This window comes from Amycolatopsis sp. WQ 127309 (assembly GCF_023023025.1).
Lineage (GTDB): Bacteria > Actinomycetota > Actinomycetes > Mycobacteriales > Pseudonocardiaceae > Amycolatopsis.
The window spans coordinates 1,305,652-1,331,241 of record NZ_CP095481.1; the positions used below are offsets into that span (position 1 = coordinate 1,305,652).

Sequence of the window (25,590 nt, forward strand, 5' to 3'; positions counted from 1 at the left end):
GATGGCAGGCAAAGCCCGGCTGCTGGCCGGTTTCGCAGCGGGTGCGGTGACGGTGCTGGCGGTGCAGGTCGCCACCGGCGTGATCGACGCGCCGCCGTCGACGACCGTCGTCGCGGGGACGGCGCTGCCCGCCCCCGCGGCCGGGCGGTCGCCGGGCGGGGCGCCGGCGACTTCGACGCCACCTTCTTCTGTGCAACCGCTGCCTCCTGCGCCGCCGACGTCGACCGCGGCGGCTCCGGCGGCGGAGACCCCGCGGGTGCCCGCGCCGCAGCAGCCGGGCACCGTCCGGCTGCCCGGCGGCGGCACGGCGACGTTGGTGCGCAAGGAACTCGGGCCGGGCGCCGAGCTGCCGATCCCCGCCGACCTCGGCCAGGCGACCTGGTGGGGCGCCGAGCTGGACGCGGCGGGCGGGGCGAGCGTGTTCGCCGGCCACGTCAACTGGCGCGGCGCGACCGGGCCGTTCGCGGAGCTGTGGACCGACCGCATCGGCGGCCAGGTGTCCATTGTGGACGGCGCGGGCAAGACCTGGCGGTACACCGTCTCCCAGCTGGTCACGGTGCACAAGAACGACCTGGCCGCCCGCGCCGACGAGCTGTTCGGCCAGTCCGGCCCGCACCGGGTCGTCCTGGTCACCTGCGGCGGCCGCTGGGTCGGCGGTTCGGACGGCTACGAGGAGAACCGCGTCGTCATCGCGGACCCGGCCTAAGTTACTCGTGGGTAACATCACGTGGTGCCACGGTGGTCACCGACGTCCGGATGCAGCACAATGCCCAGGGGCAGGCAGCGTGTGCGGCGAGAGGTGAGGCGACGACGATGGCGACGTTCTTGGTGACCGGGGCGACCGGACTGATCGGGCGCCAGTTCACCCGGCTGCTGCTCTCCCGCCCCGACGACGACCGCGTGGCGCTGGTCGTGCGCGCCTCCTCGCGGGCCAAGCTGGCCGCGCTCGTCGACCAATGGCCACACTCCGACCGCGTCACGCTGGTCACCGGCGACCTCGGCGAGCCGCTGCTCGGGGTGTCCGAAACGGACCGTGACGAGCTGCGCGGGCACGTCGACCACGTCGTGCACCTGGCCGCGCTCTACGACCTCACCGCCGACGACGAAGCCAGCGTCAAGGCCAATGTGGACGGCACGCGCGCCGTCGTCGACCTCGCCGCGGACCTGCGCGCCGGCTGCCTGAACCACGTCTCGTCGGTGGCCGTCGCGGGTGACCACGACGGCGTCTTCACCGAGGAGATGTTCGACGCCGGCCAGCGGCTGGTCACGCCGTACCACCGGACCAAGTTCGAGGCCGAGAAGATCGTCCGCGAGCAGGACAGCGTGCCGTGGCGGGTGTACCGGCCCGCCGTCGTCGTCGGCGACTCCGTCACCGGCGAGATGGACAAGGTCGACGGCCCGTACTACCTCTTCCCCGCGATCAGCCGCCTCGCCGGGCTGCCCGACCTGCCGATCTTCGGGCCCGACCTCGGCGACACGAACGTCGTCCCGGTCGACTACGTCGCCAAGGCACTGCTGGAGCTGGTGATCCGCCCTGGCCTCGACGGCCAGGCCTTCCACCTGGTCAACCCCGAGCCGCAGCCGGTCGTCTCGGTGTACAACGCCTTCGCGAAGGCCGCGGGCGCCCCGACGATCACGGTGCAGCTCAACGAGCGCCTCTCGCGGGGCATCGTCGGGCTGGTCAAGCTGTCCGAGCACATCCCCGGCTTCACCATCGCGCGCGACGCCGTGCTCGAGCGCCTCGGCATCCCGCCGGTGCTGCTGGAGACGATGGCGTTCCCGTCGGTGTTCTCCTCGACCGCGACGCGCAAGGCCCTCGCCGGCCGCGTCGAGGTGCCGCCGCTGGAGGACTACGCGGCGACGCTGTGGCGCTACTGGCGCGAGCACCTCGACCCGTTCCGCGCGCGCAAGCACGGCCCGCGCGGCGAGCTCGACGGCCGGCGCGTGATCATCACCGGCGCGTCGTCGGGCATCGGCCGCGCGACGGCGCTGAAGGTCGCCGCGGCGGGCGGCATCCCGCTGCTCGTGGCGCGGCGCCAGCACGAGCTGGAAGAGGTGCGCGACGAGATCATCGCGGCCGGCGGTACGGCGTCGGTGTACCCGGCCGACCTGACCGACGAGGACTCGGTGCACAAGGCCGTCGACGCGATGCTCGCCGAGCACGGCCGGATCGACATGCTGGTCAACAACGCCGGCCGGTCGATCCGCCGGTCGATCAGGCTGTCGTACGACCGGATGCACGACTACGAGCGCGCGATGGCCATCAACTACTTCGGCGCGGTCCGGCTGATCCTCGCGGTGCTGCCGCACATGTCCGAGCGGAAGTTCGGGCACATCGTGAACGTGTCGTCGATCGGCGTCCAGGGCATCGCTCCGCGCTTCTCGGCGTACGCGGCGTCGAAGGCGGCGCTCGACTACTTCTCGCGCATCGCGGCGACCGAGACGCACGGCGACGGGATCACGTTCACCACGATCCACATGCCGCTCGTGCGGACGCCGATGATCCGGCCGACGAAGATCTACGACGCGTTCCCGACGAAGTCGCCGGAGCAGGCCGCGGACATGGTGATGAAGGCGCTCCTCGAGCGGCCGAAGCACATCGGGACGCCGGCCGGGCAGGCGATCGGGCTGGCCTACACGCTCACGCCGGGCCTCACCGACGCCGTCGCGTACCAGGGTTTCCGGATCTTCCCGGATTCGACCGCGGCGGGCGGTTCGGGCGGGCTCAAGATCGGACGTGGCGAGAAACACCTCTCCCGCGCGGCGACCGCGCTGGCCCGGCTGTCCCGCGGCTTCCACTGGTGATCTTCCACTGGTGACTCTGCGTTTTCCGGGTGCGGCCATTCCGGCGACGCGCCGCCAAGGCCACGACACGTGTTGGTGATTTGTCAAGCCGGACGGCGGAAGCGCAGCGTGCCCGGGTACGGTCGGGCCCATGGTTCCTGAGCGCGAGAATGCCGCAAGCGCCCTCAACGGCCTGCTCCCCCTCCGTCGTGAGTACACCCAGGCCTGGCACGGCTTCGACCGGAACGAGGTGCGCCAGTACCTCGACCACGTCGAGGCGCAGCTGCGCCGGGTCGTCAGCGACCGTGACGCCGCGGTGGCGCAGACCGCCGCGGTCGCGCGCGAGCTGGAGTCCGTCCGGCAGCAGGTCGGGCAGCTCGAAGCGCGCGTCGAGGAGCTGAAGAAACCGCCGGAGCGGCTCGAGGACCTCGACGAGCGGATGCAGCGGACGGTCACGCTCGCGCAGGCCCGCGCGGACGAGATCGTCAAGCGCGCCGAAGCCGCCGCGGAGAAGACGTGGGCCGGCTCGACCGAGGCGTCGACGAAGCTGCGTGAGCGCTACACGCGGCTCGTCACGGAACTGGACAAGCAGGCCGATCTGCTCCATTCGGAGCACGAGAACGCGCTTTCCGAGACGCGCGCGGAGGTGCAGCGGCTCACCGTCGAGGCGGCCCAGCGGCGGGAACTGCTCGACAACGAGGCGGAGCGCAAGCGCCGCAAGCTCGAGCGCGAGTTCGAGGCGTCCCAGACGGCCCAGAAGGCGGCGCTGGAGAAGCACGTGGCCGACCAGCGCACGGCGAGCAAGAACCAGGCCGAGCGCCGGCTCGCGGAAGCAACGGCGGAGGCGAAGCGCCGGCTCGACGAGGCCACGGGCGAGGCCAAGCGCCGCCTCGACGAGGCGACGACCCAGGCCGCCCAGCGCACGACGGCGGCGAACCGCAAGGTCGAGCGGCTGGCGGAGATCCGCGAGCAGGCCCGCAAGAGCCTGGCGGCGGCGGAGGACATCCTCAACCGCAGCGAGACGCAGCTGGCGACGCTGCCGGAGGAGGCCGTGATCCCGCAGGCCTCCAGGCTGGTGGGCGGCGACTCCCCGGCCGAGTCCCCGACGACCCCGGCCGCACCGGTGGTCCCGGTGGTCCAGCCGACGCCGGCCAAGCCCCCGGCGCCCTCGGGCGCGACGAAGGCGCCGGTGCAGGCGAAGCAGGCACCCCCGGCGAAGCAGGCGCCTCCGGTGAAGCAGCCCCCGGCGGCGGCCAAGCAGGCCCCGGCGGCGGCGAAGCCGGGCAACAACGCCCCGGCGAAGCAGCACGGCCCGGCGACCAAGCCGGTGAACGGGAACGGCAATGGCGCCGCGAAGCCGCTGACGCCCGCGGCGGGCAAGCCCAGCTCCTGAAGTCTTGAAGTGCCGTGAAGGCCGCGCTGCCGAAGTCGGTGGCGCGGCCTTCGTGCTGTGCGGTCCCATGGGGGGAACCCTCCTGAAGAGCCCGACCAACGGCGCGGGCATCCTGCCGAGCGGGCTCATCGCGTGGACTTCTGCCTGAGCGGCGCCCTCGCCGCCTCCGGTCGATCGCGCAGCCTCCACCAGAGCCGGCCCCAGCCGGTTGCGCGGACCCGCCCAGCCGAACAAGCCCGCCCGACAGCGCGACTTTCCGCCTGAGCAGCCCCCGATTCCACGCTACCGGCGGGCACCGACAGTTCCGGACCTCCGCGCGGCGGCGCAGCCGCAGTGTCCACAACCGCCGGCGGTTGTGGACAGCACGGCTCAAGCGCCCCAATGTGGCGTTGGGTGCGTCAGACGCACCGAACGCCACATTGGGTGCGTCCTACGCACCCAACGCCACATTGGGGCGGTCAGGCGCGGGTCGTGCGGGGCCAGGGGTTCGCCGCCTCCAGCTGGGCTGCCAGGCCCAGCAGCAGCGACTCCCCTCCCGGCCTTGCCACCAGCTGCACCGACGTCGGCAGGCCCGACGTCGACGCCCTGCTCACCGGGACCGAGATCGCCGGGTAGCCCGCCAAGTTCCACAGGCCCGTGAAGCCCGCCAAGCGCAGCGACGGCACCACGTTCGACGCCCACCTGCGCTCGTGCCAGCGGCCTGCTTTCGCCGGCCAGTGGGACAGCGTCGGCGTCATCAGGACGTCGTGGTCCGTGAAGAACTCCTCCGCCCGCGCTACCCAGCGCTGCTTCGTGCGCTCGCGGATGAAGCCCGCCTTCCGGAACAGCTGGCCCAGGCGGACGTGCGTGCGGGTCCGGCGTTGCAGGCGGGAGAAGTCGAAGTCCTGGGCCTGCTCGGCCGGGCCGGCGCACCAGCGGGCCGAGATGCCCAGGAGCGCCGACACGGGGTACTTCGGCGCGCCCGGCGCGACCGTGTGCCCGACCGCCGCAAGCAGGTCCGCCGCCTGCGAGACCGCCGCGACCAGCTCGCGGGGTACCGGCGAGTGGAGGACCGGCACCGTCGTCGACGTGCCGATGCGCACCGCGGAAGGCGTCGGCACGGTCGCCAGTGAAGGGTCCGCGGCCAGTACTGACAGCAGGACCGCCGCGTCGGCGACCGTCGTGGCCAGGGGGCCGTGTACCGACATGCCGAACCAGCCGCCTTCGGCCAGCCGGTCCGCGCCCGGTTTCAGGCCGACCAGCCCGCACATCGCCGCCGGGAGGCGGATCGAGCCCAGGCCGTCGGTGCCGTGGGCCAGCGGGACCAGGCCGGACGCCACCGCCGCCGCGCTGCCGCCGGACGAGCCGCCCGCGGCGTACGTCGGCTCCCAAGGGTTGCGGGCGATGCCGTCCGGGGTGTCGCTCATCGGCCAGACGCACAGCTCCGGCACGCGCGTCAGCCCGACGAGCACCGCGCCGGCCGCGCGCAGCCGGGCCGCGATCACGCCGTCTTCGAGAACCGCTGTGGACGGGCCCGCCACCGAACCGTGCGATGCGAACTCGCCGGTGATCGCCGTGACGTCCTTGACCGCGACGGGCACCCCCGCCAGCGGCAGCGACGCCAGATCGGGCCGCGCGGCGACCTCGGCGGCCTCCGCCAGCGCCTCCTCGACGCGCACCCGGCGGAACGCGCCGACCACGCCGTCGGTGGCGGCGATCCGGTCGAGGGCTTCCCTGACCACGTTCACCGGATCGAGCGTCCCGGCCCGCACGGAAGCCGCGATCTCCGCGGCAGTCAGCACCATGATCGCGACCCTAGCCCACGAAAAGGCCTCAGATCGCGCCCGCCCGCAGCGCGTAGGCGACGGCGTGGGCGCGGTTGTTGAGCCCGCAGCGGGTCATCAGGCCGTAGAGGACGTTCTTCACGGTCCGCTCGGAATAACACAGCTTCGCGGCGATTTCCTCGGTGCCGAAGCCCTCGGCGACCAGGCGCAGCACGTCGCACTCACGGGCGGCCAGCCCGGAGAGGGTGAGCCCGTTCGGCTCGAGGACGTCCCGGCGCATGCGCTGGACCTGCGAAAGCAGCGCCCCCTGCAGCCGCGGCGGCAGGTTCGCCGTGCCGTCGCCGGCCGCCATCACCGCTGTGACCAGCTCGGACCCGCCCGTGTCGCGGCGCGGCAGGATCGCCACGACGCCGCTCTCCAGCACCGACATCAGGTCGCTCTCGCGGAAGTGCTCCACGACCAGCACGACGTGCGAGGCCTTGGCCGCCCGGATCTCGCCCAGCACCGCCTCGGTGACGTGCTCCTCCATCACCAGCAGCACGTCGGGCACCAGGTCGGTGATCCGGACGTCCGGATGGGACTCCAGCAGGCTCACCGCGCCGGCGTGCGTGATCGGGTCCGAGGCGAGGACGGTCACTTCGACGGGCTTCATGCCCCGAGCATGACCTGTGGGTCTTCACGCCCTCCCTATTCCGTCTTCACGCCGGCCCGAAGGCCCGTGAAGACGGCTCAAGAACCGGCCTCGTCGTAGCCGCGGGCCAGCTCGCCGAACGCCTCCCGCGCGCGGTCGACGCAGTCCGGCATCCGCTCGGCCGCCCGGGCCCAGTCGCTCTTGGCCCGCAGGTACCGCTCCCGCGCCTCGTCGGTCCAGCCGGCCAGCCCCGGCTCCACAGTGGACTCCAGCTCGGCCAGCAGGTCGCCGAGGCCGCCGGTGATCGACCCCATCCGGTCGAGCACCAGGTCGGCGAGGGTGAAGTCGAACCGCTGGCGGGACACGGTCATGTCCCGCCCGGCCCGCCGGACCGCTGCCGGGGGACCCGGCCGCCGGTGGCCTCCAGCAGCCACGCGAGCCGGGTGAGGATCACGTCGAACTCCTGCTCCCAGTCGTTCATCGCCTGGCCGAAGCGCACCGCGGCCTCGCCGCGCCACGCCGCCTGCAGGGTCGCCATCTCGCTGTTGACGTCGCGGAGCTGGGAGTTCGCGGCCTCGATGGCGGACGCGAAACGCACAGCGGCGCACTTCATGTCGTCCGTCGGCGCGGCTGAACTCATTCGCGGCTCCTCACGTGTCCGGCACCCGAGGGTGGCCTACCGGGCAGCCGAACGAAACCCCGCCCGGTAGCCGTTGCCCGAATGTCCGCCATCCTTGCCTGCGGGTTCACGACCGCCGCGTATGCTCACCTCAGGCATCCGGCGCGTGACGATACGTCAGCGCACGAAGGGAGACCGATGTCGGCTGCGGACAGCGCCGCACCGAGACTCCAGCTGCTGGGTCCCGTACAAGCTTGGCGAGGCGACACAGAGCTCGACCTCGGCTCCGCGCACCGGCGCACGGTCCTCGCCGCACTGGCGATGAACCCCAACCGCACGGTCTCGCGCGAGGAGCTGATCGACGCCGTCTGGGGCGAGGCGCCCCCGCAGAGCGCGCAGGGTTCGATCTACACCTACGTCTCCGGGCTGCGGCGCTCGCTCGAGCCCGGCCGCGCCAAGGGCGAGGGCCCGCAGCTGCTCGCGTCGATCGGGTCCGGCTACTCCCTCTGCCTGGACGCCGAGGCGATCGACGTCCACCGCTTCGAGGCCCTGCGCGAGCAGGCCCAGCGCCGGCAGTCCGCCGGCGACCTGCGCGGCGCGCGCGAAACCCTCGACGAAGCCCTGGGCCTCTGGCACGGCGTCCCGCTGTCCGGGCTGCCCGGGCCGTTCGCGGCCGCCCAGCGCGCCCGGCTCGGCGAGGTGCGGCTGGCGACGATCGAACGCCGCGCCGAGATCGTGCTGGAGTCCGGCGGGCACCACGAGCTCGTCGCCGAGCTGACCGCGCTGACCCGCGAGCACCCCTTCCGCGAGACGCTGCGCGGCCTGCTCATGCGCGCGCTGGCCCGGTCCGACCGCCGGACCGAGGCGATCGCGGTGTACGCCGACGTCCGCGACAGGCTGGTCGAGTCGTCGGGCACCGAGCCGGGCCCGGCGCTGCGGCGATTGTACGAAGAACTGCTGGACAAGCTCGCCGAGCCGCCGGCCCCGAGGCCGGCGCCGCCCGTCCGCGTGACACGGTTCCCGGTCGCGTCACTTCCGGACCGCACGGACGTCTTCGTCGGCCGGGACGCCGAGCTGGCGCTGCTGCGCGAGGCCGTCGCCGGCCTGCTCGACGGCACCGGCCGGTCGCTGTGGCTGGAAGGCGAACCGGGCAGCGGCCGGACCGCGCTGCTGGCCGAAGTGCTCGCCACGGCGCAGGAAGCCGACGTGAAGCCCGCGTTCGCCGCCGCCGACGCGCTGGATCAGCGGTTCGCGCTGCGGCCGTTGCTCGACGCGCTGGGCGTGCACCCGCGGGCCACCGACGAGCGCCGCTCGGACCTCGCCGTCCGCCTCTCCGAGCAACCCGGCGAAGACCCGGTCGACGGCTTGCTCGGCCTCGTCCGCGAGCTGTGCGCGGAGGCGCCGCTGGTGCTCGCGGTCGACGACCTGCAGTGGGCGGACGACTCGACGTTGCGCGTCTGGCGGTACCTGAGCCGGGAGACGCGGGACCTGCCGCTGCTGCTCGTCGGCGCGTGCCGGCCGGTGCCGCGGCTGTCCGCGCTCGACGACCTGCGCGGCGAGCTGGACGCCGACACCACCACCGTGCTCGCGCTGCCGCCGCTGGCCGAGAGCGCCACGCTCGAGCTCGCCACCGAGCTGGTGGGCGCGCCGCCGGGGCCCGGGCTGCAGCTGCTGGTGTCGTACGCGGCCGGGAACCCGCGCTACGTCCGCGAAGTCGTCGAGACGCTGCTGGCGCAGTCGATGATCGTGCTCGACGGCGTGCACGCGCACCTGGACGGCAACTCGTGCCAGAACATCCCGTCCCCGCTGGGGTCGCGGATCACGCTGTACCTGAGCTTCCTCTCCAGCGGCACGCGCGACACCCTGCGCTGGGCCGCGCTGCTGGGCCGCGAGTTCTCGCTGTCCGACATCGCGGTCGCCACCGAGCGGCCGCCGACGTCGCTCGTGGGCGCGGTCGACGAGGCGATCACCTCCGGCGTGCTCGTCGAGTCCGGTGACCGGGTGGCGTTCCGGCACCCGTTGCTGCGCCGCGTGCTCTACGAAAAGACCCCCGCGGCGATGCGCGTCGCGCTGCACCGGCAGCTGGCCGAGGCCTTCGCGACGGCGGGCGCGCCCGCGGACCGCGTCGCCGAGCAGCTCGCCGCGGCGCCGGCCCAGGTCGACCCGTGGGTCGTCGGCTGGCTGCTGGAGAACATCGGCACGGTCGCGACCGAAACCCCGCGCGTCGCGGTGGATCTGCTGCGTCACGCCGTCACGCAGGGGGCGCTGCAGCAGGAAGCGCGGGAGACGCTCACCGCGACGCTGGCCCGGCTGCTGTTTTGGCTCGGCCGCGAACCCGAGGCCGAGGCGCGCTCGGTCGTCGCGCGGACGTCCGACAGCAGGCGCGCGGCCGAGATGCGCTGGATCCTAGCCTACATCTACTACCGCCGCGGCGACTTCGCCGAGGCGACGGCCGAGGTGAAGCGGACCCTCGACGACGTGGACGTCCCGGAGATGTGGCGCGGGCGGCACGAGTCGCTGCTGACCACGCTGGAACGGCTGGGCGACGACCCGGGCGCGGTGCTGGTGCCGGCCGGGCTGCACCCTCTCGACGACGCGGCGCTGTCCGTGCCGAACCTCGACAGCCTCGACGAAGCCGCCGAGCCGCTCGACGCCGCCCGCCGGCTCGCCGCGACCCGCGCGGTGCCGGGCGAGATGCACCTGGCCGGCGCGGTGCACTACTACTGGCTGGGCCGCTGGCCGGAGGCGCTGGCCGAGCTGGACGCGGTGATCCGCGACGGCGCGGAAACCGCTTCCTACGTGTTGCGCAGCCCGGGTTCGGCGCTGCTCGTGCACGGCGTCGGCGCGCTGATCGCCGGGCACCGCGGCGAGCCGGGGCAGGCCCGGACGCACCTCGAAGCCGCGAGCCGGCAGCAGTTCCCGAAGGGGCTCGAACCCGACGGCGGCGACTTCCTGCTCGCGGCGCGGTCGCTGCTGGCCGAGCAGGACGGCCGGCCCGAAGAAGCGTTGGCCGCGCTCTTGCCGCTGCTGGAGGAGAACTACCCGCCGGCCGCGCGGCACCAGTGGCTGCCCGACCTCGTCCGGCTCGCCGGGCCGCTCGGCGACCAGCAGCACGCGCACCAGGCGTTGCGGCTGCTCGAACCCGAGGGCGACGTCCCGCCCGCGCACGCGGCCGCGGCCGCGCACTGCCGGGGCCTGGTCACGGGCGACCCGGAACCGGTCCTGACGGCGGCGGAGCACTACCGCGCGGCGGGCCGGCTGCTCAAGCAGGCCAAGGCCACCGAGGACGCGGCGATCCTGCTGGCCGAGTCGGACCGCCTGGACGACGCCCGCACGGCGTTCCGCGCCGCACTGACGATCTACACGGGCATCGGCGCGGTCTGGGACGTCCGGCGCGCGGAGGCCCGGATGCAGCCGTTCGGGATCCGCCGGGCCAACTCGGTCCGGTCGCGGGCCGCCGGCGAGTGACAACGACGTCATCGATGTCCCGCCAGGCGTGCTCAGCACGCGTGTCGACCCTTCCGTCACGGGGCGGTCAGGGCCCTGGCCTGGGCCGTCCACCAGGGCATACGCCGGTGACGACCGCTTGCGGCTTTCCGGCCGCCGGGGCGTGATCGCGGGCTTGCCAGGTCAGTAAGCTCCCCGGAGTAGGTCAACCCGATCGGGTGTTGCCACGTCGGTAAAGTCGACGGAGAAGTCGGTACCGAGAACGGAACGACATGCCAGGGGATGCGGACACCGGTCTGCGAGTGGGCGTGCTCGGCCCGCTGCGGGCCTGGCGCGGGACGGCCGAGATCGGCCTCGGCCCCGCTCGTCAGCGCGCGATCTTCGCCGTGCTCGCGGTCAACGCCGGCCGCCCCGTCCCGCGTGCCGAGCTGATCGCCGGCGTCTGGGGCGATTCCGCCCCCGCGAGCGTCGAAGGCAGCGTCCACACCTACGTCTCCGGCCTGCGCCGGGCGCTGGAACCAGACCGGTCGCGCTGGTCGGCGTCGAGCGTCCTGGTGTCGGAAACGGCCGGGTACTCGCTGCTGCTCGACGACGACGCGCTCGACGCGGCTGTGTTCGAGCGTCACCGCGAGCGCGCGCAGCGGCACCTCGACGACGGCGACCCGCGGGCCGCCGTCACCGAGCTGGACGCGGCCTTGGCGCTCTGGCAGGGCGAAGCGCTTTCCGGCGTCCCGGGCGAGTTCGCCGAGCGGCACCGCGAGTACCTCGCCGAGCTGCGGCTGGCCACCCTGGAACAGCGGGCCGAGGCCCTGCTCGCGCTCGGCGGCCACCTCGACCTGGCGCCCGAGCTGGCCGTGCTGGCCGGGGAGAACCCGCTGCGGGAGTCCTTGCGCGAGTCGCTCATGCTCGCGCTCTACCGCAGCGGCCGCCACGGTGACGCCCTCGACGTCTTCCGCGACGCCCGCACCACGCTGATCGGCGAGCTGGGCGTCGAACCCGGGCCGGCGTTGCAGCGGCTGCAGCAGCAGATCCTCGCCCAGGACCCGGCCCTCGACGCGCCCGCGGTGGTCGCGCCGCCCGCGCCCGTTCCGGCGCCGCGGCACCGGCTTTTCGGCCGGGAGACAGAAACCGCGCGGCTCGCGGAGCTCGTCACCGACGTCCGGGCCGGGCGCGGCCGCGCCGTCTGGATCGAGGGCGAAGCCGGGATCGGCAAGTCCGAGCTGCTCGCCGACTCGCTGACCGGCGGCCCGGGTTTCCAGCTGCTGTGGGCGGCCGCCGACGAGCTGAGCACCCGCTTCCCGCTGCAGGTCATGATGGAGTGCCTGGAGATCGACGCACACTCCCCCGACCCGCGGCGCGCGCGGGTGGCGAAGGAGCTCGCGGGCGAGGGCCCGGTGCGACGCAGCTGGGGCCCGGCCGACCCGGTGCTCGGCGCCGTCGACCGGCTGCTGGTCCTGGTCGACGAGCTGTGCGCGCAGACGCCGCAGGTGCTGGTGGTCGACGACCTGCAGTGGGCCGACGAGGCGTCCGTGCTGGTCTGGCACCGGCTCTGCGCGGCGACGCGGCAGCTCCCCCTGCTGCTGGTGGCCGCGACCCGGCCGGCGCCGGACCGCGCCGAGCTCGCCCAGCTGCGCCGCGGCGTCCAGGCGCGCGACGGCGTGGTGCTCGACCTCACGCCGTTGAGCGGCGACGACGTCGGCCGCCTCATCGAGGACCAGATCGGCGCGGTACCCGGGCCCGGCCTGCGTGAGCTGGCCGCTCGTGGTGCGGGAAACCCGTTGTACGTCAAGGAGATGGTCGACGTCCTGCTGCGCGCCGGCGCGGTCGAGGTGACCGGCGGCGAGGCCGACGTCGACGATCCCGAGGAGTTCGAGGCGCCGCGGTCGCTGGTCGCCGCGGTCGACCGGCGGCTCGACTTCCTGCCCGCGCGGACGCAGGAGGTGCTGCGCTGGGGCGCGTTGCTGGGCATGGAGTTCGCCGTCGGCGACATCGCCGCGGTGCTCGGCTCCCGGCCGTCGGACCTGCTGGAGCCGCTGGAAGAAGCCGTCGCGGCGAACGTGCTCATCGACACCGGCACCCAGCTCGCGTTCCGGCACCCCTTGCTGCGCCAGGCGTTGTACAACCGGCTGCTGCCCGGGACGCGCGCGGCGCTGCACCGGCAGGCGGCCGAGGCGCTGGCCCGGATCGGCGCGCCGGTCAAGCGGGTCGCCGAGCAGCTGGTGGCCGCACCGGCCACAGTGGACGAATGGGTGCTCGACTGGCTGGCCGGGCACCACGCGGCCGTCTCGAACCGGGCGCCGCTGATCGCCGTCGAGCTGCTCGAACGCGCGCTGGCCGACGGCGCGAGCGACGACCCGCGCCGGGAGGTCCTGCTCGTCGCGCTGGTCAAGGTGCTGTTCCGGCTGGAGCGCAACCCGGAAACCCTGGCGCAGCAAGCACTCGAAGCCGCCACCGAGCCCGACGCCGTCGAAGAGATGCGGCACGTGCTCGCGGCCCTGCGGCACCGCCGCGGGGACACCGAAGGCGCGGTCGCGACGCTCGGCGCGTCGGCCGACGACCCGGCCGTGCCGGAGCTCTGGCGCGTCCGGCACCGGCAGCTGCTGGCGAACTTCCGCCGCGGCGATCTGTCCGATTTGGACACTGCCGAGAAGGCGGCGCACGAGACGAAGGGGCAGGCCGGCGGCGACCGCTACCTCACCGCGCACGCGCTGCAGTCGCTCTGGCTGGTGGACTCGGTGCGCCGCGAGCACGACAGCGCGCTCGAGCACATCGACGCGGCGATCGAGGCCGTCGGCGACGAGCACGAACTGGCCGACCTGCACCTCGACCTGCTCGACAACCGCGTCTTCACGCTGCAGAACCTCGACCGGCTCGCCGAGGCGGGCGAAGCGCTGCGCACGGCGGGCGACGTCGCGGCGCGGCACGCGATGCCGGTCGGGCTGCAGGTTTCCGTCGCGGTGCACCGGTACTGGGACGGGAGCTGGGACGAGGCGCTGGTCGAGCTGGACACCGTCACCGAAGACGGCCCGGCGATCACGTTCTACGGCCTGCGCGAACCCGGCCCGGCGGCGTTGCTCCTGCACGGCGTCGCGGCGCTGATCGCCGGAAGGCGCGACGACCGCGCCCAGGCGGCGGCCCACCTGGACGCGGCGGAGGAGTACGCCCCGGCGACCGGTGCCGAGCGCGAGAGCTTCGACTTCCTGCTGGTCGCCGACGCCCTCGCGGCCGAGCAGCGCGGCGACCGGGTGCGGGCGCTGCGGATCCTCGAGCCGATCCTGAACCCGACGTACGCGCAGATGATGCTGCGCCACCAGTGGCTCCCGGCGTTCGTCCGGCTGGCGATGGAGCAGGACGACCGCGACCGCGCGGTGCGGGCGCTGGACGTCTGCGACGAGGAGGCGGCGAAGGAACGCCGGCCGGCACGGGCGCTCGCCGCGGCGTCGTGGTGCCGCGGCCTGATCGAGGAGGACCCGAGCCCGGTGCTCGACACGGCGGAGCACTTCCGCTCGGTCGGCCGCCGCCCGGAACTGGCGTCGGCGCTGGAGGACGCGGCCGTGCTGCTGGCTCGCGCGGGCCGGCTGGACGCGGCCCAGGCGGCGTACGAGGAGGCGGCCGAGCTGTACACGGCGTTGTCGGCCCGCTGGGACCTGCGCCGTGCGGAGACGCGCTTGCGCCGCCTGGGCGTCCGCCGCGGGGCGATGTTCTCGCCGATCCGCCCGGGCCACGGCTGGGAGTCCCTCACGCCGATCGAGGTCCGCATCGCGAGCCTGGTCGCGGAGGGCCGCTCGAACCCGGACATCGCGGCGGAGCTGTCGCTGCCTCGACGTACGGTCCAGGCCCACGTGGCGAGGCTGCTGGGCAAGCTGGAGACGCCGTCACGGTCTGGGGTCGCGGACGCTTTCCGCCAGCGTTCTTGAGTCTGGCAGAGCGTTGGCCGTGGCGATCCGCCCCAGGAAGCGCCCCGAGTCCTTGACCGTCCGGACCTGCGTTTCGAAGTCGACGTGGACCAGGCCGAAGCGTTGTGAGTAGCCCATCGCCCACTCGAAGTTGTCCAGCAGGGACCACGCGAAGTAGCCGCGCACGTCCGCGCCACCGACGATCGCGGCGTAGACCGCGCGGACGTGGGAGTCGAGGTACGCGACGCGGGCGGCGTCGTGGACCCGGCCGTCGACCACTTCGTCCACAAAGGACGCACCGTTCTCGGCCACCACCAGCGGCAGCCCGCCGGAGCGGGTGGAAATCCAGCTCAGGAGCGAAGTCAGCGTCTCGGGTGACTGCTCCCAGCCGAACGCCGTCAGCGGCGGCCGAGCCGGGAGCACGTCCAGGCCCCGCAAGCCCGGCAACGGGCAGTTGCCGGGCGCCAACGGGTCCGCGAGCGGTGTCACCCGCGCCGGGGCGTAGTAGTTGACCCCGAGCCAGTCGACGGCCGCCGCGATGGTGTCCGTGTCGCCGTCCCGGACCGCCGCGGCGAAGCGGCCGCCGTGGTGCGCGACGTCCGCCACGACGTCCGCGGGGTAGCCCTGGCCCAGCACCGGGTCGAGGAAGAACCGGTTGTGGATGCCGTCGAACTTCCGCGCCGCTTCGACGTGGGCCGGTGACGAGCCGTCCGCGATGGCCGGGGCGAAGTTCAGCGCCAGCGAGAACTCGTGGCCCGGCCGCGCCTGCTCCGTCAACGCGCGGGTCGCCAGGCCGTGGCCGAGCAGCAGGTGGTGCGCCGCGACCAGCGCCGTGTCGTGGTCCTGGACGCCCGGCGCGTGCACGCCGCTGCCGTAACCCAGGAAGGCCGCGCAGAACGGCTCGTTGATCGTCGTCCACTGGTCGACGCGGTCGCCGAGCGCGTCGTGGACCACCGCCGCGTACTCCGCGAACCGGAACGCCGTGTCCCGCGCCGGCCAGCCGCCCGCGTCCTCCAGCGCCTGCGGCAGGTCCCAGTGGTACAGCGTCAGCACCGGCGTGACGTCGCGGCTCAGCAGCTCGTCGACCAGCCGGTCGTAGAAGCCCAGACCGGCAGCGGACGTCGTCACGCCGTCCGGCATGACCCGCGGCCACGCCACCGAGAAGCGGTACGCCCCGAGGCCCAGGCCGGCCAGCAGGCCGACGTCCTCGGGGTAGCGGTGGTAGTGGTCGCAGGCGACCTCGCCGGACGCGCCGCCGAGGACCTTGCCCTCGGTGGCCGCGAAGGTGTCCCAGATGGACGGTCCCCGGCCGCCTTCGGTGACGCCGCCCTCGACCTGGTAGGACGCGGTCGCCGCGCCCCACCGGAAACCCGCCGGAAACTCCGTCACACTGGCGCCCCTCTCAGGATCCCCCGGACGACGTACCGGCCGAGCAGCAGGAACGCCGCGATGACGGGCAGCACGCCCACCGTCGCCCCGGTCAGCATCAGCGCGTAGTCCGTGTAGTACCCGCTGGCCAGCTGCGACAGCGCGACCTGCACGGTCGGTGTCTCGTTGGGGTCGAGTACCACCAGCGGCCAGAAGTAGTCGTTCCACGTCGCCATGAACGTCAGCATCGCGAGCACCGCAGCCTGCGGGCGCAACGACGGCACCGCGACGTGCCAGTAGGTGCGCAGGATCGAGCAGCCGTCGACGGTCGCGGCGTCGACGAGGTCGGCGCTGATCGCGTTCTCGCAGGCCTGCCGCATCCAGAACACGCTGAACGCGCTGACCAGCCCGGGCACGATCACCGCTTCGAGCCGGCCGTACCAGCCGAGGTCGCCGACGACGAGGTAGAGCGGGATCACGCCGAGCTGCGCCGGCACCATCGCCGAGCCGACGACGAGCAGGAACAGCGTGTCGCGGCCGGGGAACCGCAACCGCGCGAAGGCGAACCCGGCCAGGCTGGCCAGCACCACGTTCGACACCATCACCGTGCTCGAGACGATCAGCGAGTTGCCGATCGCGAGCCAGAAGTCGACGGTGTCGAAGACCCGGCGCACGTTCTCGAAGAGGTGCCCGCCCGGCAGCAGCAGCGGCGACGTCTCCCCGATCGCCGAGTTGTCCCTTGTGGACACCACGAACGACCAGTACAGCGGGAACACCGACGCGCCGAGCACGCCGATCAGCAGGGCGTAGACCCAGGCGCCCGGCCGCCGCCTGGCCGTCACGCCGACCGCACGAACCGGCGCACCAGCCGGTAGTTGACCAGCGCGAACAGCACGCAGACGACGAACAGCACCCAGGTCAGCGCGGCCGCGTAACCGGCGTCGAAGTGCGTGAACCCCTTCTCGTACAAGTACATCGTCACCGTCTGGAACTGGCGGTCGTTGCCACCGGTACCGCCGGAGCCGCCGGAGTCGAACAGCTGCGGCTCGGCGAACAGCTGCAGGCCGTTGACGGTGCCGGCGATGGCGGTGAAGGCGAGCGCGGGCCGGATGCCCGGCACGGTGATCGACCAGAACGTCCGCCACCGCGACGCGCCGTCGAGCGCGGCGGCCTCGTACAGGTCGGCCGGCACGGCCTGCATCGCCGACAGGTAGATCAGCGCGTTGTAGCCGGTCCAGCGCCAGAGCACCATCGACGCCACCGCGACGTGCGACGACCAGGTGCTCGCCTGCCAGTTGACCGGCGCGACGCCGAACCAGCCGAGGACCTCGTTGACGACGCCGTAGTCGCGGCTGAACAGCTGCCCGAACACGAGCCCGACGGCGACCACCGACACGACGTTGGGCAGCAGGATCCCGGTGCGCCACCAGGTCGCGGCCCGCAGCGGCCGGTCGAGCAGCGCCGCGATCCCCAGCGCCAGCAGGAACTCCGGGACGGCGGCGAGCACGAAGATGCCGACCGTGTTGGCCAGCGCGTTGTAGAACCGCGGGTCGGTGAGCAGCTCGCCGTAGTTGGCGAGCCCGAGGTAGCCCTGGTCGCCGTCGAGCAGGTTCCAGTCGTGCAGCGACACCCAGATCGTGTAGAGCAGCGGGAACGCGCCGAAGACGACGAACAGCCCGAAGAAGGGCGCGATGAGCAGCAACGGCGTGACCTTGCGGTCGAAACGGGCGAGCCGGTGCTGCACGCGGAGCTACTTCAGTGCTGCTTGAGCCTGCTGGACGGCGTCCGCCCAGGCCTGGTCGACGTTCTCGGTCCTGTCCTCGATCCGCCCGAGCGCGCGGCCGAACTCCGGCCGGACGTCGGCGTCGTGCAGGCCCCGGTAGTTGGGCCGCAGGGAGTCGGCCGACGCGGCGAAGATCCGGCCGGTCGGCGCGTCGTCGAAGTACGGGTCGGTGTGCGCGACGACCTGCGGGTCCTTGTAGACGGCGGGTTCGCTGGGCAGGATGCCGTCGGAGAGGAACAGCTTCTTCTGCTGCTCCGGCGCCGTCAGCCAGCGGGCCAGGTCGTACGCCTGCTGCGGGTGCTCGCTCTGCTTCGGCACGGTCAGGAACGAGCCGCCCTGGTTGCCGCTGGCGCCGGGCACGGTGGTGACGTCCCACTTGCCCTTGTTGTCGTCACCGCCGGCCTGCTTGATCTGGCTGAGCATCCACGCGGGACACGCGATCGTGGCGAACGAGCCCTGCTTGATGGCCACGTTCCAGGCCTGCGTGAAGGTGGTCGCGGCGGCCGTCTGGCCCTTCGCGGCGATGCCGCCCGAGAGGAAGAAGGCGTTGCGCACGGACGGGTTCGTGCCGCCGATGAAGGAGTCGTCCTTCGCCGCGAAGTAGTTCTCCGGCGCCTGGTTCAGCATCGCCGTGTAGACGGTGCCCGCGGAGTCCGCGAACTTGACGTTCGGGGTCTTGTCGGTGAACCGCTGCGCGGTGGCGGCGTAGGCGGCCCAGTCGGGCATCAGCCTCGCGACCGCGTCCCGGTCGGTCGGCAGCCCGGCCGCCTGGAACAGGTCACGCCGGTAGCAGAGGGCGAGGCTGCCCATGTCGGTGCCGAGGCCCAGGACGTAGTCGCCGTCCGTCCCCTGCGCCCACTTCCAGGGCGCCCACTGGCTCTGGAGATCCCGCGCGCCGAACTGGGCGAGGTCGGCGAACTTGTCCTTCGCTTTCCGGTACTGCGGGATGTACTGCTCTTCGATCGCGACGACGTCGGCGGCACCGTGGCCGGTGGCGAGCTGGGTCGCGAGGCCCTTGTGGTGGGTGTCGAAGTCGGTGACGCGGTTCTGCACCTCGACGTCCGGGTGCAGCTTCTCGTACTCCGCGATCAGCGGCGCGTAGCCGAACTCACCGAAGGTCGCGATGGTGAGCTTGGTCTTGCCCCCGGCGTCGCTCGGGCTGCAGGCGGCGAGCAGGGCCAGCGCGGCAGCCGCCGCGGCGGTCCGGCGGATGATCGTTCCCACGTGCGTGAGCTTCCCTCAGATCACACCCGCGCGCACGGCGTACGCGACCGCGTGCGGCCGGTTGCGCAAGTTGAGCCGGTTGGTCATGGCGTAGATGACGTTCTTCACGGTCCGCTCGGAGTAGCACAGCTTGCCCGCGATCTCGGCAGTGTCCCAGCCTTCCGCCATCAAGCGAAGCACATCCACCTCGCGCGGCGTCAGCGACGCCCCGGCACCTTCGTGGGCCAGCGCCTCGACCTGGTCACGCAGCGACGTCGTCCGGCCCCGCGCGGCGGCGAGCACGCTGTCGGTGACGCGGTCGAGCGCGGTCCGCGGCAGCACGGCGGAGACGTGGCAGTCGGCGAGCAGGCTCAGGTGCGCCGGGTCGACGTGCCCGGCGACCAGCACGATCGCGGCCGGCGACTCGGCGGCCGCGGCGCGCAGCGCGGCGATGACGTCCCGGTCGACCTGGTTCGCGGCGAACACCAGCACGGCGGCCTCGCCACGGCGGGCTCGCGGCACGACCAGCAGCTCGGGGCGGGATCGCAGGTGGTTGATCAGCCCGGTGAGGGCGATCGGGTCGGACGCCCACGCCGCCACGCGCACCTGGTCCATCGTGCCTCCTGAGTAACCGTCATCGATTTTCTTGACGTCGCCCAGTCTGGTGAGACCGCCTTCACGAATTCTCTAACGGCGTAGTGCCGCTTCTTCAGAGTCTTCTTCACGGTCCTCTTCACGGTCCTTCACACGGTGAAGAAGGGGCGTCGACTACCGTCGTGGGGCCCGCCGACGAGTGAAGGGACCGATGAACCGCCGAAGTCTGGCCGCCCTGGGGGCGGCCCTGTGCGTCGTGATCGTGAGTCTGCTGGTCATCGGCCTGCAACCGCGGATCGTGTCCGGTCTGGCGATCCCGCGGACGCCGCCTTCCGCGGCTCCGCCCGTCCCCGCCGCGACCTCCGCACCCGCGCCGACCTCGGGTCTCGCGCGTCCCGGCGACTGCGCGTCGCTGGTGAAGAGCCTCGACGTCCGCCGGCAGGTCGCGCAGCTGGTCGTCGTCGGCGTGACCGGGGACAACCCGGCCTCGACGGTCGCGCTGGTGCGCGAAAACCAGGTCGGCGGGATCTTCATCGGGGGTAACGCAACAGCGTTGTTGAAAGATCACTCACTCGACGCGGTGCAGGGCGTCGCGAAGCTCCCGGTGGCCGTTTCGGTCGACGAAGAGGGCGGCCGCGTCCAGCGCATCGACGATCTCGACGGCGACATGCCGTCCGCGCGCGAACTGGCGAAGACCAAGACGCCGGAGCAGGTACGCGGCATCGCCGCCGACCGCGGCCGCGAGCTCAAGGCCCGCGGCGTCACGGTGGACTTCGCGCCCGACACCGACGTCACGGACGCTCCGGACGACGACGTGATCGGCGACCGGTCCTTCAGCCCCGACCCGGCCCGCGTGAAGACGTACGCCACGGCCTTCGCCGCGGGCTTGCGCGACGCGGGTGTCCAGCCGGTGCTGAAGCACTTCCCCGGCCACGGCCACGGCTCGGGTGACTCCCACAAGGGCACCGTCGTCACGCCGCCGCTCGCGCAGCTGCGCGCGGTCGACCTCGCGCCCTACCGGAACATCGCCGACTACGGCCCGGTCGCCGTGATGGTCGGCCACCTCGACGTGCCGGACTTGACGAACGGCGTCCCGGCGTCACTTTCGCCGCCCGCCTACCAGTTGCTGCGCGGCGAATTCCGCTTCACCGGGCCGATCCTGACCGACGACCTGGGCGCGATGAAGGCCATCACGGCGCAGTACACGTTGCCGGACGCCGTCCTGAAGGCCCTGGAAGCCGGCGCGGACCAGGCGTTGTGGTCCTCCGGCGGCCGCGTCGACGAGGTGCTGGACCGGCTGGAGAAGGCCGTCGCCTCGGGCGAGCTGCCGAAGACGCGCGTCCAGCAGTCGGTGACTCGGGTGCTGCGCGGCAAGGGTGTCTGCGGCTGAGCCGGATCCTCCCTAGACTCCTTCGCGGCACCTACAGCAAGGAGTGACATGTCCGATCCCGGCGGTACTTTCCTTCTCGGCGGCGAACTTTCCGTGACCCGGATGGGCTACGGCGCGATGCAGCTGGCCGGCCCCGGCGTGTGGGGACCGCCGAAGGACCACGACACCGCGGTCGCCGTGCTGCGCGAGGCCGTCGAAGCGGGTGTCACGCACATCGACACCAGCGACTACTACGGCCCGCACACCGTGAACGCCGTGATCAAGGAAGCCCTGCACCCGTACCCCGAAGCCGTCCACCTGGTCACGAAGGTCGGCGCGCGGCGCAGCGAGGACAAGGGGTGGCCGGCCGCGCTGTCGGCCGGCGAGCTCACCCAGGCGGTGCACGACAACCTGCGGAACCTGGGCCTCGACGCGCTCGACGTCGTCAACCTGCGGCTGAGCGACGCCACCGGCGGCTACCCCGTGGCGATGTCGCTGGCCGAGCCGTTCGGGGTGCTCGCGGACCTGCGGGAGAAAGGGCTGATCCGGCACCTCGGCGTCAGCCACGTGACCGCGGAGCAGCTCGACGAGGCCAAGGCGATCGCGCCGGTCGTGTGCGTCCAGAACCAGTACAACCTGGCGCACCGCGAAAACGACCCGCTCGTGAACAAGTGCGCGGCCGAAGGGATCGCCTTCGTGCCGTACTTCCCGCTCGGCGGCTTCAGCCCGCTGCAGTCGGGGCGGCTCGACGACTGCGCCGCCCGTCTCGGCGTGACGCCGATGCAGGTAGCGCTCGCGTGGCTGCTGCAGCGGTCGCCGTCGATGCTGCTGATCCCGGGCACGTCGTCGCCGGAGCACCTGCGCGAGAACCTCGCGGCCGCGGACCTGGAGCTGCCGGCGGACGTGCTCGCCGACCTCGACCGGATCGGAGCCGTCTGATGGCCGAGTGGGGCGACCTGGTCGCGTACATCAGGCAGGCGTACCGGGTGGTGCGCGACGAGCCCGACGAGATCCGCATCCGGCTGATCTTCGGCGACGAGCCGGACACCGAGAACCGCGCCCAGATCATGGTGATCGCCCGGGAGATCCTGGACCAGCGCGAGGACTGGGTGCAGATCGCGACGCCGTTCGCCCGGCACGACGAGGTCGACCTGCTGTCGGTGCTCACCGAGGTCGGCGAGTCGACCATCGTCGGCGGGGTCGCGGTGATGGGCGACCACATCGTGCTGCGGCACTCGCTGCCCTTGATCAACCTGGACATCAACGAGTTCATCGACCCGCTGGAACTCGTCGCGGGTGCGGCCGAGCTGCTGGAGCAGCAGTTCACCGGACGCGACGACTACTGAGGCTTTCGGGGGTCCGGGTGGCGAAGCCCCCGGCTCGCGGCGGCGCCCCGGATGTCACTGAGCATGGGAGTCACGGCGACCGCGGCCGCCACGGTGAGCCCGGCCGCGAGGCCGAGCGCCGCGGTCGCCGTCCCGCTGCTCAGGTAGAGCCCGCCCAGCAACGCGACGCCGAGCGTGCCGCCGAGCTGCTGCACGGCGTTGAGCAGCCCGGCGGCCGAGCCCGTCTCGTGCGGCCGGACGCGGTGCAGCGCGGTGCTGAAGAACGGCACCGTGAACGTCCCCATCCCCAAGCCGCACAACGCCATCGCCCCGAGCAACGGCCACGGGTAGCCGCCGAGGGCGAGGAGCAGCCCGGCCAGCAGCAGCGCCAGCCCGGCGTACATCACGCGCGCGCCGAACCTCGGCACCAGCCACGTCCCGGCGAACCACGACGACGCGGCCAGCCCGGCCGACAGCGGCAGCAGCGTCAGCCCGGCCGTGCGGACGTCCACACCGAGGCCGAGCTGCAGCTGCATCGGCACCACCTGCATCAGCCCGGTCATCACGGCGAAGAACAGCAGCGACCCGGCGAGCGCGGCCGGGAACCCGCGGTGGGCGAACAGGCTCGGCTCGACGAGCGGCGCGCGCGTCCGGCGCTGGTGGAAGCCGAACGCCACGAGGATCACGGCGCCGGCCGCGAGCAACGGCGTCGCGCCGGGCTGGATCAGCGGATACACCAGGAGAGCAGTGCCCGCGACGACGAGCACGGTGCCGGCGACGTCCAGCTTCGGCCGCGTCTCGGCGCGGTCCTCCCGGAGGAGCCTCGCCGCGATCAGCACCGCGAGGCCGAGCGGGACGTTCACCAGGAACACCGCCCGCCACGACACCGCCTGCGTCAGCAGGCCGCCGAGCAGCGGGCCGGAGACGGCGGACAGGCCCATCACCGGGCCGATGGTGCCGAGGGCCTTCGCGAGTTCGTCGCCGTCGAAGAGCGCGCGGATCAGGCCGATGGTCTGCGGGATGATCAACGCCGCCGCCGCGCCCTGCACCGCGCGTGCCCCGATCAGGAAGCCCGCTCCGGGAGCGGCCGCGCAGGCGAGAGAGGCGAGCACGAAGGCCGTCACGCCGAGCTTGAAGACCTTGGCGCGGCCGAGGACGTCGCCGAGGCGGCCGCCGGTGATCAGGAAGACCGCGAACGGCAGGGTGTAGGCCGCGCTGAACCACGGGACGTCGGCGGCGGGGCCGGGCAGGTGCGCGTGGATCACCGGGCCGGCGACCTGGACGATCGTGGCGTCGAGCAGGTTCATCGCCTCGGCGGTGAGCAGCACGGCGAGCGCGGCCCAGCGGGTCTTGGTCAGCATGGGGCCCACTGTGCGGTCCGGGCGTCGATTGGTTCCACGTACTGGTTCGACTTGGCTGATTTCTGCCACCGGGTGCGCTTGAATGAGAAATATGACCACCGCCTTGGATGAGGTCGACTACGCCCTCGTGCACGCGCTGCAGCTCGACGGCCGGGCGCCGTTCACGAAGATCGGCGACGTCCTCGGGGTGTCGGCGCAGACCGTCGCGCGGCGCTACCGCCGTCTCCGCGCGGAGGCCGCGCTGCGGGTGGTCGGCCTGCCGGACCCGCACCGCGCCGGGCACGCCGAGTGGATGGTCCGGCTGACGGCGACCCCGCACACCGCGCAGGACCTCGCCCACCAGCTCGCGCGGCGCGCCGACACGGCGTGGATCAAGCTGATGTCCGGGGGCACGGAGATCTGCGTGAACGTCCAGACCCCGGTGGGCGCGCACGCGCTGCTGCTGCGTGACATCCCGCGCACGGCGAGCATCACGGCGGTGTCGGCGCACCAGGTCCTGCACCGCTACTTCGGCGGCCCGACGGCGTGGTCGGGCCGGACGGCCACGTTGTCCCCGGCCCAGATCGAGGCGCTGACGCCGGTCCCGTCCGCTGCCGGCCGCCCGTTGACGCCGGATGACGACGCCTTGATGGCCGCGTTGCAGCACGACGGCCGCACGGGCCTGGCCGAGCTGGCCACGGCCACGGGCTGGTCCCCGGCGACGGTCGCCCGCCGCCTGGCGGACCTCCAGGCCGGCGGCACGATGTTCTTCGACCTGGAGATCAGCCCTGCGGTCCTCGGCGCGACGACGCAGGCGCTGCTGTGGATGTCGGTGGCGCCGGCGTACGTCGAGCGCGTCGGGAGGGCGCTGGCGACCCACCCGGAACTGGCGGTGGTCCTGGCCACGACGGGCCCGGCGAACCTGGTGGCCCACGCACTCTGCCCCGACGCGGCGGCGTTGCACCGGTACCTGACCGAACGACTGGGCTCACTGGAGGAGATCCGGACCCTGGAGACGGCGCCGGTGCTGCGCACCCTCAAGGCCGCCGCGACCCGCTGACCCGCACTTCCGAGGTCCGTGAATGCCACATTGAGGGACCTAGTGTCCGTCAATGTGGCATTCACGGACTTCGACCCGCACCGCACGTCAGGCGGGGTTTGCGGGCCAGCACCCTGCCCTGCGGCACCCGTGCTGCCGGGTTGCGCACCACCTTGGTCAGGATCTCGAAGCCCGCGGCGCTCAGCAGGTCGCTGACCTCGTCCACCGGCAGCCAGTAGACGTCCAGCGAAAACCCTTCGTGCCCGTACCCGCGCGACAGGTGGTGACGCCGGTCGCCGACGTGGAACCCCAGCTGCAGGTGGCCGCCCGGGCGCACCACCCGGAACAGCTCCGCCGCCACCACCGGGAGCCGCGACGGCGGGGTGTGGATGATCGAGTACCACGCCACCGCTCCGGCGAGACCGCCGTCCGGGAGATCGAGTTCCAGCAGCGAGCCCTCGGAAAACCGCAGCTCCGGGTAGGTGCGGCGGGCGACCGCGAGCATCTCCGGCGTCAGGTCGATGCCCGAGACGTCGACGCCGAGCGACGCCAGGTACGCCGTCACCAGGCCCGTGCCGCAGCCGAGGTCGGCGACCGGGCCGCCGCGGACCAGGTCGGCGAACGCCGCCAGCAGCGCGCGGTCCTCGATGTCGTCGCGCACCGGTGGCACGAACTCGCCGTAGTTCTCGGCGACAATGGCGTAGGTGGCCCGGGTCGGGCTCAGGAACTGGTCATCGGTCACGCCCGCAAGCTAGCGGCGGGCACCGACAGTTTCCGACGAGTGTCCTAAGTGGACTTCCCCAGGCTGTCCAGCATGATGCGGACGGACTCGAACTCCCGGACCTCCTGGCGGCAGTCCGGGCACGACGCCAGGTGCCGCTCGACCCGCGCCGTCTCGGCGTCGTCGAGCAGGCCCAGGCTGTAGGCCCCGAGGTCGGTCCGGTCGTACCGGCCCATCGATCGTGTCTCCGTTTCCGCGTCCCGCAAGGGAACACCCGCACCCCACCAGACCTCTCCAGCGTCCTGGGACGTACGG

General features: G+C 72.8%; 21 protein-coding genes. 9 read left to right on the plus strand and 12 right to left on the minus strand.

Features of this window, described 5'->3' with window-relative positions; all coding sequences use genetic code 11:
• The first annotated feature begins 1 nt into the window (after position 1).
• The 3 genes from MUY22_RS05530 to MUY22_RS05540 all read left to right on the plus strand — a co-directional run bounded on the left by MUY22_RS05530 (position 2) and on the right by MUY22_RS05540 (position 4,177).
• Complete coding sequence (locus MUY22_RS05530) at positions 2–706, plus strand: class F sortase (protein ID WP_247057743.1); 705 nt, start codon at positions 2–4, stop codon at positions 704–706.
• Between the two features lie 107 nt (positions 707–813).
• Positions 814–2,805 carry an SDR family oxidoreductase gene (locus tag MUY22_RS05535; protein WP_247057745.1) on the plus strand — a complete coding sequence of 664 codons (1,992 nt, stop codon included), beginning with the start codon at positions 814–816 and terminating at the stop codon, positions 2,803–2,805.
• 130 nt (positions 2,806–2,935) lie between these two features.
• Complete coding sequence (locus MUY22_RS05540) at positions 2,936–4,177, plus strand: cell division protein DivIVA (RefSeq protein ID WP_247057747.1); 1,242 nt, start codon at positions 2,936–2,938, stop codon at positions 4,175–4,177.
• 458 nt (positions 4,178–4,635) lie between these two features.
• Here the strand turns inward: MUY22_RS05540 and MUY22_RS05545 are convergent, their stop codons facing one another.
• From MUY22_RS05545 to MUY22_RS05560, 4 genes are all read right to left on the minus strand, one after another.
• Positions 4,636–5,961 (minus strand): amidase family protein, encoded by a 1,326-nt coding sequence (locus tag MUY22_RS05545; protein ID WP_247057749.1) that lies wholly within the window; start codon positions 5,959–5,961, stop codon positions 4,636–4,638.
• Positions 5,962–5,989: 28 nt separating this feature from the next.
• Complete coding sequence (locus tag MUY22_RS05550; RefSeq protein WP_247057751.1) at positions 5,990–6,592, minus strand: response regulator transcription factor; 603 nt, start codon at positions 6,590–6,592, stop codon at positions 5,990–5,992.
• A gap of 77 nt (positions 6,593–6,669) precedes the next feature.
• Entirely contained in the window at positions 6,670–6,942 is a 273-nt protein-coding gene (locus MUY22_RS05555) for a WXG100 family type VII secretion target (RefSeq protein WP_247057754.1), read from the minus strand.
• Entirely contained in the window at positions 6,939–7,211 is a 273-nt protein-coding gene (locus MUY22_RS05560; protein WP_247057756.1) for a WXG100 family type VII secretion target, read from the minus strand. Before MUY22_RS05560 ends, MUY22_RS05555 begins: the two co-directional genes overlap by 4 nt.
• A gap of 177 nt (positions 7,212–7,388) precedes the next feature.
• Between MUY22_RS05560 and MUY22_RS05565 the strand changes: the two genes are divergently transcribed.
• Positions 7,389–10,658 (plus strand): BTAD domain-containing putative transcriptional regulator, encoded by a 3,270-nt coding sequence (locus tag MUY22_RS05565; RefSeq protein WP_247057758.1) that lies wholly within the window; start codon positions 7,389–7,391, stop codon positions 10,656–10,658.
• 251 nt (positions 10,659–10,909) lie between these two features.
• Entirely contained in the window at positions 10,910–14,554 is a 3,645-nt protein-coding gene (locus MUY22_RS05570; RefSeq protein ID WP_247057761.1) for a BTAD domain-containing putative transcriptional regulator, read from the plus strand.
• On the opposite strand, the gene MUY22_RS05575 is transcribed toward MUY22_RS05570, so the two are convergent.
• The 5 genes from MUY22_RS05575 to MUY22_RS05595 are packed head-to-tail and all read right to left on the minus strand — an operon-like array spanning position 14,513 to position 19,502.
• Positions 14,513–15,922, minus strand: coding sequence for a GH1 family beta-glucosidase (locus MUY22_RS05575; protein ID WP_247057763.1), 1,410 nt, complete (start codon positions 15,920–15,922; stop codon positions 14,513–14,515). The two genes, MUY22_RS05570 and MUY22_RS05575, sit on opposite strands and share 42 nt — an antisense overlap.
• Complete coding sequence (locus MUY22_RS05580; RefSeq protein ID WP_247057765.1) at positions 15,919–16,743, minus strand: carbohydrate ABC transporter permease; 825 nt, start codon at positions 16,741–16,743, stop codon at positions 15,919–15,921. The genes MUY22_RS05575 and MUY22_RS05580 overlap by 4 nt, the downstream gene beginning before the upstream one ends.
• A complete protein-coding gene (locus MUY22_RS05585; protein ID WP_247057767.1) occupies positions 16,740–17,645 on the minus strand; it encodes a carbohydrate ABC transporter permease in 906 nt (301 codons plus the stop codon). Before MUY22_RS05585 ends, MUY22_RS05580 begins: the two co-directional genes overlap by 4 nt.
• 6 nt (positions 17,646–17,651) lie before the next feature.
• The gene (locus MUY22_RS05590; protein WP_247057769.1) at positions 17,652–18,908 is read right to left on the minus strand and encodes an extracellular solute-binding protein; all 1,257 of its coding nucleotides are present in this window, start codon (positions 18,906–18,908) and stop codon (positions 17,652–17,654) included.
• A 15-nt stretch (positions 18,909–18,923) separates the two neighbouring features.
• A complete protein-coding gene (locus MUY22_RS05595) occupies positions 18,924–19,502 on the minus strand; it encodes a LuxR C-terminal-related transcriptional regulator (protein WP_247057771.1) in 579 nt (192 codons plus the stop codon).
• Between the two features lie 190 nt (positions 19,503–19,692).
• On the opposite strand from MUY22_RS05595, the gene MUY22_RS05600 reads away from it, so the two are divergent.
• The 3 genes from MUY22_RS05600 to MUY22_RS05610 are packed head-to-tail and all read left to right on the plus strand — an operon-like array spanning position 19,693 to position 22,196.
• The gene (locus tag MUY22_RS05600; protein ID WP_247057773.1) at positions 19,693–20,871 is read left to right on the plus strand and encodes a glycoside hydrolase family 3 N-terminal domain-containing protein; all 1,179 of its coding nucleotides are present in this window, start codon (positions 19,693–19,695) and stop codon (positions 20,869–20,871) included.
• Between the two features lie 48 nt (positions 20,872–20,919).
• Positions 20,920–21,789, plus strand: a complete 870-nt coding sequence (locus MUY22_RS05605) for an oxidoreductase (RefSeq protein WP_247057775.1) — start codon at positions 20,920–20,922, stop codon at positions 21,787–21,789.
• Positions 21,789–22,196 (plus strand): hypothetical protein, encoded by a 408-nt coding sequence (locus MUY22_RS05610; RefSeq protein ID WP_247057777.1) that lies wholly within the window; start codon positions 21,789–21,791, stop codon positions 22,194–22,196. The genes MUY22_RS05605 and MUY22_RS05610 overlap by 1 nt, the downstream gene beginning before the upstream one ends.
• Here MUY22_RS05610 and MUY22_RS05615 read toward each other — a convergent pair.
• Positions 22,190–23,536, minus strand: a complete 1,347-nt coding sequence (locus MUY22_RS05615) for an MFS transporter (protein ID WP_247057779.1) — start codon at positions 23,534–23,536, stop codon at positions 22,190–22,192. The two genes, MUY22_RS05610 and MUY22_RS05615, sit on opposite strands and share 7 nt — an antisense overlap.
• A gap of 91 nt (positions 23,537–23,627) precedes the next feature.
• On the opposite strand from MUY22_RS05615, the gene MUY22_RS05620 reads away from it, so the two are divergent.
• Complete coding sequence (locus tag MUY22_RS05620) at positions 23,628–24,575, plus strand: Lrp/AsnC family transcriptional regulator (RefSeq protein ID WP_247057781.1); 948 nt, start codon at positions 23,628–23,630, stop codon at positions 24,573–24,575.
• A 61-nt stretch (positions 24,576–24,636) separates the two neighbouring features.
• Here the strand turns inward: MUY22_RS05620 and MUY22_RS05625 are convergent, their stop codons facing one another.
• Both MUY22_RS05625 and MUY22_RS05630 read right to left on the minus strand, forming a co-directional pair.
• Positions 24,637–25,296 (minus strand): class I SAM-dependent methyltransferase, encoded by a 660-nt coding sequence (locus tag MUY22_RS05625; protein ID WP_247057783.1) that lies wholly within the window; start codon positions 25,294–25,296, stop codon positions 24,637–24,639.
• Between the two features lie 44 nt (positions 25,297–25,340).
• Positions 25,341–25,511: a zf-HC2 domain-containing protein gene (locus tag MUY22_RS05630; protein WP_247057784.1), complete on the minus strand. Its 171-nt coding sequence runs from the start codon at positions 25,509–25,511 to the stop codon at positions 25,341–25,343.
• Positions 25,512–25,590 lie beyond the last annotated feature (79 nt).